This is a genomic window from Methylocapsa sp. S129 (assembly GCF_009765995.1).
Lineage (GTDB): Bacteria > Pseudomonadota > Alphaproteobacteria > Rhizobiales > Beijerinckiaceae > Roseiarcus.
On record NZ_LMUI01000059.1, the window covers coordinates 365,669 to 378,339 of the forward strand.

Genomic DNA, 12,671 nt, shown 5'->3' on the forward strand with positions numbered 1-12,671 from the left:
CTTCAGCTCCCAAGCCCGAACTCCCGCGCCAGCGCGTCAAGATCGCGGCCTGCCGTTTCATTGCCTGTCATCGCCTTGCGCGCCTGGACCAGCGCATCCCTCGCTTTATCCGTTTCATGGAGGACGCCATAGGCGCGAATAAGGCGCAGCCATCCCTGCGCGTCGTCGCCGTTTTGCGCAAGTCGCTCGGCGAGCCGCTCCACCATGCCGCGAATGGCCGATTGCTGAGCGGCGGGATCAAGCGCGGCGATCGCCGCCGCTTCGCCGCCCGGCGCCGCGGGCGCGGCCTCAAGGCCGGCCAGACGCTCGCGCACGTTGGCGAGCCAGGGCGCGCCAGCCGGCCCGTCCGCCAGCAGCTTCTGATAGATGGCGGTCGCCTTCGGCTTATCCCCGTCCTGCTCGGCGGCGAGGCCGATATAATAGCGCGCCTTGGGCAGATCGCCCCGATCGGTCAAAGCCTGCTCGAAGGCGGCGCGGGCTTGCGCGGTCACGATTCCGCCGGCGGCGGCGGTCAGCGCCTCGCCATAATCGGCGCGCATCGGCGCGTCTTCGCCGAGCAAGCGCAAAGCTTCGCCAAAGGCTTTCGCCGCATCATCGAAGCGCCCCAGACGCATATAGACCGGGGCGATGACCTTGAAGCCGCGACCATCGTTAGGGTCAGCGATCAGATGCGCTTCGATCTTGGCAAGCGCGGCTCCAAGGTCGCCGTTCCCAGCAGCGCCGGCGCGCGCGAGGATCGGCTGGTCCGGCAGATTGGGGCTGCCAAGCTTGAGGTAGAGGCCGAATGTCACCAAGGGAATGGCGACGAAGACGATGACGACGGCCGCGCGCGCGCGCAGGGACGCGCGCCCGTCTCCTGCGCCCGCCGTGGTTTTGGCCACGTCGCTCGCGGCGATGAGCCGGCGCGCCGCCTCCGCGCGGGCACCCGCCGCCTCGCTCGGCGGCAATTGCCCACGCTCGACGTCGCGATCGATCTCGGCGAGTTGCGCCTTGTGGAAAGCAATGGCGCGCGCTTGTCCTTCGGGGCCGGAGCGCCGACGCGACAATGGCCAGAGCGCGCACAAAATAGCGGCGCCGGTCATCAAGGCGAAGGCGACCCACAGCATTTCAATTGGCCTTTGAACGAACCCGCCCTGAGAACATCATGACGATGGCGATGGCAAGGCGAAATTTCCTCGCTTGCCGCATCCCGGCGGCGCAGCAGAGTTTTAGTGATGCTAAAAAGCTACTCTCGGGCTCGCGCGCTCAGCCCGCCATCCGCCACGCACCGTCCGACTGGCGACAACCGAGGCCATGGCCGCGTTGCGGGCGCCCGGCGATATAGATCGTCTGCGCGTAGCTCCGGCAAAAGCCCTGGGCGCTGTCGGCGCCGGGACCAGGCTCTACATAGCCAAAGGCGCCATGCGCGCCGCGCCATGTGCGCCGCTCGCCGGCGTCCAGCGCGGCGACCTGCGCGTCATAGGCCGTCTGCCTGTCGGCTTCGTCAAGCTGAGCGCCGACAGGCCCGCCAAGAATGCCGCCCAGAGCCGCGCCAGTGGGCAAAGGAGCGGGAGCGGCCGGCGCCGAGACCGCTGGGGTGGTCGCTGCGCCCGAGCCCAATAGGGAGCCGCCGCCCGAACAGCCCCCGATCAAGAGGACGCCAATGCCGCAAATGGCGATCGATAGGGCGCGGTTCATGAGAAAGCCCTCAATGAGTCAAAGCCTAAGGCGGAGACGGGATCGCTTGGGCGCCCCGCCGCAGACGCATTTACGGTCTCGCGCGCCGCGCCGCAACCTCCGTGACCCGCATTTTTGGGCGACGCCAAGTTCATAGCGCGCTCACAGCGCCGGCAGGCGCAGGGTGGCTCGCAGGCCGCCGAGCGGACTGTCCTCGAGCAGCAGCGAGCCGCCATAGATTTGCGCGAGATCGACGATGATCGACAGACCAAGGCCCGAGCCCGGCCTCGATTCATCAAGCTTCTGGCCGCGGCGCAGCGCGGCGGTCCGCGCCTGCGGGTCAAGGCCCGGCCCGTCGTCATCGATCCGCGTAATGAAATAGGCGCGGCCGCCAGAATCGAGATTGGGATCGCGCGCAGCGGATATATCGACGCGCGCGCGCGCCCATTTGCCGGCATTGTCGAGGAGATTGCCGATGAGATCGTTCAGATCCTGCGCTTCGCCGCGAAAGCGCAGGCCGTCGGACGCATGAATCGCGAAGGTCAGCGCGCGTTCGGCATAGACTTTGTCGAATGCTCGGGTGAGGCCCTCGATCACCGGCCTGACCTCGGTCGCCGAGCCGATCGACCCCGCCCGCGCCGCCGCCCGCGCCCGGTCGAGATAGAAAGTCACCTGACGGCGCATGACCTCCGCCTGCTCCTTGACCTTTTCGGCGAGCGTGGGGCTGCCGGCGTCCGCTTCGTTCAGGATGACGCTGAGCGGCGTTTTCAGCGCATGCGCGAGATTGCCCACCTGCGTGCGCGCCCGGTCGACGACCTCGCGATTGGCGTCGAGCAGCAGATTGACCTCGGCGGCGAGCGGCGAAATGTCCTGCGGGAAATCGCCGCTGATATGCTCGGCTTCGCCTCGCCTGATCGCGGCGACGCCCTCGCGCAGCTCGCGCAGCGGGCGAAGCCCGAAACGGACCGCCAACGCCATCGAGCCGAGAATGGCGGCAAGCAACACCACGAAGGTCGCGCCCAGCGTATATTCAAAATCGCTGATTTCCGCCTCGATCTCTTCGGAATTGCCCGCGACCTGAATGAGATAGCGTCCTTCATCGCCCGCATCGATGACGCGCTCGATCAGGCGCAGGCTCCGCTCGTCGGGGCCGGTGACATAGCCGCTGCGCACGGCGCCTGATTCGGGATTGGCCGCGGCGGCGTCGACGCGGGGCAATTGCGCCGCAAAAAGCGAGCGCGAACTCTTGATGTCGGCCGGCTGCGAATCGAGCCGCGTGACTTGCCAATACCAGCCCGAGCGCGCCAGTTCGAATTGGGGGCCGATAAATTGTCCGGGCCCGCTGAGCGCCTCCTCGCCGTTGGAGGCGACCTGGGCGACGAGCGCCTTCAGATAGACCTCCAGTTGTTCGTCGAACGCGGCCTCCGTCGAGCGCGCATGAACCGCGGTCAGGCCAAGACCCGCGACCACGAGAATCGTCGCGCTCAGGAACGCCGCCGACAGGAACAGGCGCGCCGCGATCGATTGCGCATTCAGCGCCTTAAGCATTTTGCGATATCCACAAGCCGAGACGCTCACGCATTCGGTTTCGCCTCAGCGAGCCGGTTCCCCCTCGACGCCAATGAGATAACCAAGTCCACGCAGGGTCTGGATAATGTCGACCCCGAGCTTCTTGCGCAACCGGCCGACGAAAACCTCGATCGTGTTGGAGTCGCGGTCGAAGTCCTGATCGTAGAGATGCTCGACGATCTCGGTGCGGGACACGATCCGCCCAGCATGATGCATGAGATAGGACAGAAGGCGATATTCGTGCGAGGTGAGTTTGACGACGACGCCTTCGACCGTGACGCGCCCCGCGCGCGCATCGAGGCGCACCGGACCGGCGACAAGTTCGCTCGTCGCATGGCCGGCGGCGCGGCGCAGCAGCGCTCTGAGGCGCGCCAGCACTTCCTCCATATGGAAAGGTTTGGCGACATAATCGTCAGCGCCCGCGTCGAAGCCCTGAACCTTGTCGCTCCATCGATCGCGAGCGGTCAGAATCAGCACGGGCATCGTTCGCCCGGCCCGGCGCCAGGCTTCGAGGACCGCGACGCCATCGCGCTTGGGCAGGCCAATGTCGAGAACGACCGCGTCATAGGGCTCGGTATCGCCCAAAAACCACCCCTCTTCGCCGTCCAGCGCTCGATCGACGGCGTAACCCGCATTTTCGAGGGCCGTCACGATCTGTCGATTGAGATCGCGGTCGTCTTCCACGACGAGCAGACGCATATTCGTTCAGGTCCTCGGCGGCGCTTCGCGCGAAATGCGCGTATTCACGACTTTGCCGGTCACGGCGCTCATGACGACATGCACCAACCGACCGTCATGATGCAACAAAGCGATTTCATAGACATATTCGTCGCCAAGCCGGCAAAGCTTGGCCGACAGAGCCTCGGCCTTGTTCTTTGGCGACGAGATGGCCACGGCCGCGCTCTTGAGCACGACGAACGGCTCCAGCAGATGGTGCGATTTGATCTCTTCGCGCGTTTCGCTGGTCGCCAGGCAAACGGCTTTCACCGCCGGGGGCGCCTGGGCGCGCACGGGCGCGATCGCCGGCGCGCAGATGAGGGCGCCAAGCGCCAAGACGATCGGAGGAATAGACTTTCGCGCCATGCCCGGACCCTCACCCGCCCCGCCTGAACGACGAATGAATGGTCAGCCCGCGCCCATAACCTGGCCACGGGCCAATGTCGTGAAGCCAGTTGACGGACATTTCCACCCCCGCGCGCATTCACGCTTCAAACCGACTTCGACCGCAAGGCCGTTTTCAGATCAAGACATCAACTTGTCTTGATCCTTTCTGGGTCCGCGCTCTCATCGCCGAAGCTCGGAATAATCCGAAACTGGATTGCTGGCGAGCCGGCTCTTGCCTTGGGCTTGGCCCGCGCGCTAACGCTGGACGCCATGCAGGCGGGAAAGCGCAATCTCATGATCAAGACGCAATGGCGGCGCCGGCTCCCTTTCTGGCTTCTCCTCTGCGCCGGAATCTGTGCAATCAGTTTGCCCGCTCTCGCCCTTGTCGGACCGGCGAGCGAGGATCAAAGCTTCGCCGCCCATGTCGTGATGGTGCTCAAACGCGGCGGCGACCGAGCGGGCTTTTGCACAGGCGTCGTCTTGGCGCCGCAAGTCGTGCTAACGGCCGCCCATTGCGTCGCGCCGATCAAAGACATGCGCATCCACTATAAGGACGACACGGGGCGCCCGGAGATCGTCGAGGTCCGGGCCGTCGCCGTTCATCCCGGCTTTCGCGCCGATGCCCTGAGCAAACGCGTCGTCTCGATCGATCTTGCCCTTGTCGAGACGCAAGCGCCGCTCGACGCGCGTTTTTCGGCCGCCGAACTGGACGAGGCCGGCGCGGTCGCGGTGGGGCAATCGGTACGGGTTGTGGGTTATGGGCTTGGACGCGAAGGCGAGGGAACGAGCGGCGGCGTGCTTCGCAGCGCCGCGCTGCAAGTGCGGGCGCCGCTTTCGGCGATCCTGCTTTGGGCGGAGGACCCTAACGGCGCAGGCGCGGGGGCCTGCAGCGGCGATTCGGGCGGTCCCATTTTGTCAGGCGACGGCGCAAAGGTGCTGGCCATCACGACCTGGTCGGCGGGACCGAACAGGGGAGTACATTGCGGCGCCGTCACCCAGGGCCCGCTCATCGCTCCGCAGCGCGCCTGGATCGATGGCGTGCTCAAACGATGGGGTTTGTAGGCTCCATCGGACGTTCATTTTGGCGACCGGCAGCCCCCGATAGCCTGGTGACGCCTCCAGGTCGAATTTGAGAAAATCTGGATCATCATGCTCCGCTTGTAGAAGCGGGCGCCGCGGGCGGATAGCACGGTTTTTTTTGCACTATCCGATCTATCTCTATTAAATAAGTAGAATTACTATTGATCTAATTGTGGCGGCGTGCCACAATTGGTTACTGGCGCTCTTGTCGCGCCGACAGAAATTCAGGACGGCGGATGACCAGACGGCGCCTCAAAGCGTCAGCGCCGCCGCCCTGAACCGGGGGCGTATAATGAAAATATTTGGTTCAATTCTTGGGGGCTCGGCAATAGCGCTCGCCCTTGCAGGCGGCGCCCAATCGGCAGACCTCCCGACCACAAAGGCGCCTGCGGCGCCCCCGCCTACTCATTCCTGCTTCGCCAGCTTTTACGACTACTTCAACGCGAGCGCGCAAGACTGCCCGCTGACCTATATGGGCATAACTGCTTATGGCGTGATTGATGTGGGCGGAGGCTGGGCCGAGCACGCCTCCAAGTTCAACCCATCTTACAATAACGGCGTCTTCTCGGTCATATCCAAGACCAACCAGGGGGCGGCGTTTCAATTGGTTCCCAACGGCCTGAGCCAATCCAACATCGGCATCAAGGGCAGGGAGGAATTCGCGCCCGGATGGGCGTTTGTCTTCGACGCGAATACGAGTTTTGATCCTTATTCGTTGCAACTCTCCAACGGACCAAGGTCGCTGGTCGAAAACAACAACACGCCGCTTATCGGCCAAAATACCAATTCCGACTCGAGTCGGGCAGGTCAATGGGACAATACGCGCGGTTATTTGGGAATCAGCAGCAGCACGTTCGGCACGCTGACCGCCGGTCGCGAAACTGCCCTGTCCAACGACCTGGTGACTGTTTACGATCCGATGGGCGGCTCCTACGCGTTTTCCTTGATCGGCTTCTCGTCGTCGCTCGCCAGCGGCTTGGGCGACACCGAGACCTCCCGCTACAACACCTCGGTCAAGTATCAAGTCGCCTACAACAATTTCCGCGCCGCCGCGGCTTGGCAGTTCGGCGGCTATGAACAGGGCAACGGCTCGGACGGCGCCTATCAGTTTGACCTCGGCGCCGATTACGCCGGCTTCTCGGTCGACGCGGTCTACAGCTATGCGAAAGATGCCGTCTCGCTCGGCACTTACAGCTTCGGCGCGCTTCCCAAAGGCGCCACCGTAGACGACCTGAAGGCGACGCTTGCTGACATCAACGCGGGGATTATTGGCCTCAAATATGTCAATGGACCGTTCAAGGCGTTTGGCGGATACGAATATGCACGCTATTCGAACCCGACCGATTCCTACGCGGCCAATGCCGTCGCGAACGGGTTTTCAACGCTTGGAGGTTACGACGTGCTTCCAGGCGCCGCGAACGTAAGCATTACCTCTTACAGCAATAACAAGATATTGCAGGTCGCATGGCTCGGCGCGACGTATTCGATCCGTCCGGACCTCGATATAACCGGCGCTTATTATTACGCCGAGCAAAATAATTTCTTCCCGTCTACCGTGATCACACCGACGGCTCGGGCGGCCGCCTGCGCGCCCAACACCACGAAGCCGTCCGCCGCGACGGGATTCCAGCAGCTTCAGGGGGCGACGAACACCTATTGCGCCGGCCACGAAAACGCCGAGTCCGCCCTGCTCGATTGGCGCCCGTTCAAGCGTCTTGACGTCTATGCCGGCGTGATGTTCTCGCAGGTTACCGGCGGCCTCGCGAGCGGCTTTTTCCACACCACCAACATCGCTCCGACCGCCGGCCTGCGCCTGACCTTCTGAACGAACCGGCTTTTCCTTCCAACACAGCCCCGGGCCTTGCGCCCGGGGCTTTTATTTGCGTCGTCGCACGGGCCGGTTCGGCCATTTGACGATGCGGTCGGGCCAAAGCTCGACAGGCACGTCCTCCTCGCTGGCGCTGACGCGCCCGCGCACAGACACGCCGGCGTCATGGACGGTCTGATCCGAACCTGACACCAGCGGATGCCACCAGGCGAGATCCCGCCCCTCCGCGACAACGCGATAGGCGCAGGTCACCGGCAGCCAGGACAAGGAGCGCACCGCCTCGGGCGTCAGTTTGACGCAATCGCGCACCCGCCGGCGCCGATGGGAATAATCCGTGCAGCGACAGCTTTCGCCATCGAGCAGCTTGCAGCCGATATCGGTGAAATGAATCTCGCCGCTGTCCTCGTCTTCGAGCTTGACGAGGCAACAGCGCCCGCACCCGTCGCAAAGGCTCTCCCATTCCCGTGTCGACATGTCCTCAAGGGTCTTGGCGCGCCAGAACGGTACTGGATCGGCCGGTAGGCTCGTCATCGGCTCAGCCTCATGAAATCTGCGCCAGAGGAATTCTGCCGGCCGCATCGCGCCAAAAGCCATAACACAGCGCCGCCGCGGACGCTCATCGGCCAGCCGGCCCTGCAAAAACCGCACAGGTTCAATTATATGGTAGTTTGAGACCCAGGGAGAGGGCGCGCAGGAAGCCAGTGTCGAAAAAATCGAAAACAGCGGTCTTTGTCGAAATCATCGGGCGAGCGTTTCTCGCCCTGGACGCGTTTATCGATTCGTCGCTTTTTAACGGCAAGCGCCGCGCTATCGCCGCCTATACGTCCTATTCCGCTTTTCTCGATCGCTTCCACGTTTCGGGGTTTGGGAAGTTCGCCGTCGAAATGGCCTGCGAAGGCCTGACCCTGGGTCTGGCCGGCGCGCTTGTCGCGCTCGCGCTCGCCCTGCCCGCCTTTCGCGAGACCAGCGACGAGGATTGGTTGAAACGCGAGGATCTCGCGGTCACTTTCCTCGATCGCTATGGCGTTGAAGTCGGACGCCGCGGCATCAAGCATGACGATTCGATTCCTCTGGAGCAATTGCCTGATCATTTCATCAAGGCCGTCCTGGCCACCGAGGACCGCCGCTTCTTCAGCCATTTTGGCATCGATGTCGTCGGCACGTTGCGCGCGCTGACCGTCAACGCACGCGCCTCCGGCGTCGTCCAGGGCGGCTCGTCGATCACCCAGCAGCTCGCCAAGAACCTGTTCCTGACCAATGAGCGCTCTCTCGATCGCAAGGTCAAAGAGGCCTATCTCGCGCTCTGGCTCGAACATCACCTCACCAAGAGGGAAATTCTCAAGCTCTATCTCGATCGCGCCTATATGGGCGGCGGCGCTTTCGGCGTACAGGCGGCGGCGCAATTTTACTTCGGCAAGTCGGCCAGGGACATCGATCTCGCCCAATCGGCGATGCTGGCTGGCCTGTTCAAGGCGCCGACGAAATATTCGCCCGAGGTGAATTTGCCGGCCGCCCGCGCGCGCGCCAACGACGTGTTGAGTAACCTCGTCGATGCGGGCTTCATGACCGAAGGGCAAGTCTATGCGGCGCGCCGCAATCCGGCGACGCCGGTCGATCATAGCGCGCGTGGCAGCCCGGACTGGTATCTCGATTTCGCTTATGACGAGGTCAAGGGGCTCGCCGACGAGGGCAAGCTTGGCAATGAGCGCGTGCTCACGGTGCGCACCGGCCTCGACACGGGACTACAGCTTCACGCCGAAAGCGTGATCGAGGATATGCTGCGCGTGAAGGCGCCGGCCTATCGCGCGCATCAGGCGGCCACCGTGGTGGGGGAAACCAATGGCCTCGTGCGGGCGATGGTTGGCGGTCGCGATTACGGCGCCAGCCAGTTCAATCGCGCCACCGACGCGCTGCGCCAGCCCGGCTCGTCATTCAAGATCTTCGTCTATCTCACCGCCCTGCTGACGGGCAAATATCATGGCAATACGCCAATCGACGCTTCAGCCGTCTGCATCGGCGATTATTGCGTGCATAATTATGATGGAGAGAGCGGCGGTTCGATGCCGATCTACACCGCGCTCGCGCAGTCGTTCAACACTGCGGCGATTCGTATGTCGATCAAGATCGGCGAGTTCTATTGGCCGGCGAAACAGAGCTACCACCTGGGCAAGATCGCGGCTCTCGGGCGCAGCAAGATCGTCGAGACGGCGCGCAAGATGGGCATCACAACGCCGCTTGTCGACACCGTCTCGCTGCCGGTCGGCGCCGATGAGGTCAAGATGATCGACATGTTCGGCGCCAATGCGCTGCTCGCCAATGGCGGCAGGCGCGCGACGCCCTATGCCGCGATCGAAATCCGCAATTCGGCCGGCGCGCTGATATATACGCACGAGGCCAATGGGCCAGATCCCCTCCAGGTGATCCCCGCCGACAAGATCGCCGAAATGAACAATATCATGACCCATGTCGTGACCGAGGGCACCGGCCGCGCCGCCCAGATTCCAGGCATCGTCGCGGCGGGAAAGACCGGGACGACCAATAACTCGACCAACGCCTGGTTCAATGGCTTTACCGGCAATCTCGTCGGCAGCGTCTGGTTCGGCAATGACGACAATGCGCCGATGGAGAATTTGACCGGCGGCATATTGCCCGCGCAGACATGGCACGACATCATGATCTACGCCCACCAGGGGCTCGACATAAAGCCGCCCTATGGCGTCGCGCCCGGACCCGCCAAAGCCCCCGAAATCGCCGCCGCGCCGGCGGCCGGCAGCGCGGCCGATGCGACGGCTCCGCGGCCGATTATTGGATTGTCGCCGCGCGCGGCGCGCGCGCTTGCAGAGATCGGGGATCTCGCGCGCACGGACAAGAGCCGTAGCGCGGAGCTGACGACGCCGGTCTCGGTCGCCGCGCAAATGAGCCCCGCCGCCGTGAGCGCCGGCCAACCATAAACGAGCCCGCCGGCCGCCAGGCGGCCTATTGAAAAACCGGGATTGCCAACACAAGTGGGCTCGGCGCCCGTATTGGAAGGTTGCAGATCGCGGAAGGCCGTCTATCGTTGTCTGGAATCGTCACGCGACCCCAATGGAGTTTTGGATGTCCTCTCTCTCCGCTTTTCCGATCGCCGCGCGCTGGCCGGCCCAACATCCAGAGCGCCTTCAGCTCTATTCCGTACCGACGCCCAATGGCGTCAAGGTCTCAATCGCGCTGGAAGAGATCGAACTGCCTTATGAGCCGCATGCGATCGACATCGGCAAGAATGAAAGCTGGACCCCCGAATTCCTGTCGCTGAACCCGAACGGCAAGATCCCGGCGATCATCGATCCCGACGGACCGGGCGGCAAGCCGTTCGGCCTGTTCGAATCTGGCGCGATCCTGCTCTATCTCGCCGAGAAAACCGGCCTGCTTCTGCCGCGCGGCGCGGCGGCGCGCTACGAGACCATCCAATGGGTGTTCTTCCAGATGGCCGCCGTGGGGCCGATGTTCGGCCAGGTCGGTTATTTCTATAAATTCGCGGGCCGCGAGATCGAGGACAAGCGCCCGCTTGAACGTTATAGGGCCGAATCCAAGCGCCTGCTCGGCGTCCTCGAGACGCGCCTCGATGGCCGGCGATGGATCATGGGCGACGAATATACGATCGCCGACATCTCCCTGCTCGGCTGGGTGCGCAATCTGATCGGCTTCTATGGCGCACGCGATCTCGTCGCATTCGACGATCTGGAGCGCGTCCCATCATGGCTGGACCGCTGCCTGGCGCGGCCCGCCGTGCAACGTGGGCTCGAAATCCCCAAACGCCCTTAAAATCGTTGGGCGCAGGTCGCGCATCCTATCGTCGCGCTGTCAGCGTGCTGCGCCCACAGCATTCAAGGCCCTATTCTTGCTCGCCGATCAATCGGCCGGCCGCCGGAATTCGGTCGCGAAGAGAAGCAGCGCGATCAGCGGAAAGGCGAGGCCGATCCAGCTCACGCGCTCCCAGCCGCCCAGCGTATAGGCGAGGCTCGCGATCGACGAGCCGACGGCGCCGCCCACAAAAAATATCGCGATATAGAGTCCGTTCAATCGGCTCCGGGCTTCCGCGCCAAGCCCATAGATGACGCGCTGACCGACAACCTGATTGCCCTGGACGCCCGCGTCCAGCAGAATGCCGGCCGCCAATAGCGCGATCATCGATCCGTGCCCGCCGATTCGGGCAAGCAGGAAGGCGACCGCTACGACAGCCATCGACACGCCGGTCGAAGCGCGGCCCCAGCCTCGATCGGCGATGCGTCCGACGACGGGAGCGGACAGAGCGCCGCCCGCCCCGGCGAGCGCAAAAAGCGCGATTCCCCGCTGGCTCAATCCGAAGGTCGGTCCGGCGAGTTCGAGAGGAACGGCCGTCCAATAAAGACTGAACGCGGCAAAGAGCGCCGCTTGATAGGCCGCGCGACGGCGCAGCAGCGGCGTATCGCGCAGCAACGCCCACATCGATGCGATCAGTGCGACATAGCCATGATCGACCTTTGGGCGCCGCCGCGGCAGCAGGCCGCGCAGAGCGAAGGCCAGAGCCGCAATGGCGAGGGCGGACACGCCGAAAACCGCGCGCCATCCGAAAGCATCGGCGATCAGGCTGGAGATCGGGCGCGCGAGCATGATTCCCAGCAACAAGCCGCTCATCACATTGCCGATCGTGCGGCCGCGCGTCGCGTCCGGCGCCAGATGGGCGGCGATCGGCAACAGCATTTGCGCCGCGACCGAGGCGATTCCGATCAGAAGAGCGGCGGCCAGAAACATCGGCGCTGAGGGCGCGAACGCGGCCGCCAAAAGCGCGACGACAGCGGCGCAGAGCGTCCAGAATGTCAGCGAGCGATTTTCGACGAGATCGCCAAGCGGAACGAGCAACACGAGGCCAATGCCGTAGCCAACCTGGGTGACGGTGACGATCAGACTGGCGGCTGTCTCGCCAAGCCCGACGGCCGGCGCGATAAGACCGATCAGAGGCTGCGCGTAATAGATGTTGGCCGCCGTCAGGCCGCAGGCGGCGGCGAGCAGGAACGTCATCCCCGCTGACACGGGCTTTTCAGCGGCGCCGCTTTTTGCCGCCGCCGCGGTCGCAATTGTCATCAGGCAACAACTCCACATCGCGATGATCGCGAATCTTTTCCTGGCCGCCGCGCCAGTTCTTCCCGAAACTGCGCAACGAGCGCCCGCCACACAAGATAGGACGGCCCGACCGCTGGCCTTCGCCGAGAATCTGGCGACCGGTTTGAACGAGCGAACCTAGCCGCGGTTCATCGCCTATCCCAGGCCTCGGCGCGGATTTGAGCCGCATACCACGCCGGCCGCAAAGCAGATCGATCGCGCATCGGTTCCGATTCCCCCGCGCACGGGATCGCGCTTAGGAAGGCTGCGAGGCGCCACTGTATAACGACGGGCGTCTCAGATCGCCATGCGGCAT

11 protein-coding genes are annotated in these 12,671 nt (G+C 63.9%); 4 read left to right on the plus strand and 7 right to left on the minus strand.

What is annotated here, in order from left to right; all coding sequences use genetic code 11:
• Positions 1 to 2: 2 nt before the first annotated feature.
• The 5 genes from ccmI to GSQ90_RS30320 form a co-directional block, all read right to left on the minus strand.
• Positions 3 to 1,106 (minus strand): c-type cytochrome biogenesis protein CcmI, encoded by a 1,104-nt coding sequence (ccmI, locus tag GSQ90_RS30300; RefSeq protein ID WP_158818701.1) that lies wholly within the window; start codon positions 1,104 to 1,106, stop codon positions 3 to 5.
• A gap of 139 nt (positions 1,107 to 1,245) precedes the next feature.
• Entirely contained in the window at positions 1,246 to 1,677 is a 432-nt protein-coding gene (locus GSQ90_RS30305; protein WP_158818702.1) for a hypothetical protein, read from the minus strand.
• A gap of 141 nt (positions 1,678 to 1,818) precedes the next feature.
• The gene (locus GSQ90_RS30310) at positions 1,819 to 3,204 is read right to left on the minus strand and encodes an ATP-binding protein (RefSeq protein WP_158818703.1); all 1,386 of its coding nucleotides are present in this window, start codon (positions 3,202 to 3,204) and stop codon (positions 1,819 to 1,821) included.
• Between the two features lie 45 nt (positions 3,205 to 3,249).
• The gene (locus tag GSQ90_RS30315) at positions 3,250 to 3,924 is read right to left on the minus strand and encodes a response regulator transcription factor (RefSeq protein WP_158818704.1); all 675 of its coding nucleotides are present in this window, start codon (positions 3,922 to 3,924) and stop codon (positions 3,250 to 3,252) included.
• 6 nt (positions 3,925 to 3,930) lie between these two features.
• The gene (locus tag GSQ90_RS30320; protein WP_158818705.1) at positions 3,931 to 4,308 is read right to left on the minus strand and encodes a PepSY domain-containing protein; all 378 of its coding nucleotides are present in this window, start codon (positions 4,306 to 4,308) and stop codon (positions 3,931 to 3,933) included.
• A gap of 315 nt (positions 4,309 to 4,623) precedes the next feature.
• Between GSQ90_RS30320 and GSQ90_RS30325 the strand changes: the two genes are divergently transcribed.
• Positions 4,624 to 5,391: a trypsin-like serine protease gene (locus GSQ90_RS30325; RefSeq protein WP_158818706.1), complete on the plus strand. Its 768-nt coding sequence runs from the start codon at positions 4,624 to 4,626 to the stop codon at positions 5,389 to 5,391.
• Positions 5,392 to 5,701: 310 nt separating this feature from the next.
• Complete coding sequence (locus tag GSQ90_RS30330) at positions 5,702 to 7,234, plus strand: porin (protein WP_158818707.1); 1,533 nt, start codon at positions 5,702 to 5,704, stop codon at positions 7,232 to 7,234.
• A 51-nt stretch (positions 7,235 to 7,285) separates the two neighbouring features.
• Here the strand turns inward: GSQ90_RS30330 and GSQ90_RS30335 are convergent, their stop codons facing one another.
• Complete coding sequence (locus GSQ90_RS30335) at positions 7,286 to 7,768, minus strand: YcgN family cysteine cluster protein (RefSeq protein WP_158818708.1); 483 nt, start codon at positions 7,766 to 7,768, stop codon at positions 7,286 to 7,288.
• Positions 7,769 to 7,938: 170 nt separating this feature from the next.
• Here GSQ90_RS30335 and GSQ90_RS30340 point away from each other — a divergent pair, with 170 nt between their 5' ends.
• Positions 7,939 to 10,188, plus strand: coding sequence for a transglycosylase domain-containing protein (locus tag GSQ90_RS30340; protein ID WP_158818709.1), 2,250 nt, complete (start codon positions 7,939 to 7,941; stop codon positions 10,186 to 10,188).
• A 145-nt stretch (positions 10,189 to 10,333) separates the two neighbouring features.
• Entirely contained in the window at positions 10,334 to 11,038 is a 705-nt protein-coding gene (locus GSQ90_RS30345; protein WP_158818710.1) for a glutathione S-transferase N-terminal domain-containing protein, read from the plus strand.
• Positions 11,039 to 11,125: 87 nt separating this feature from the next.
• Here the strand turns inward: GSQ90_RS30345 and GSQ90_RS30350 are convergent, their stop codons facing one another.
• Entirely contained in the window at positions 11,126 to 12,337 is a 1,212-nt protein-coding gene (locus GSQ90_RS30350; protein WP_158818711.1) for an MFS transporter, read from the minus strand.
• Positions 12,338 to 12,671: the final 334 nt, after the last annotated feature.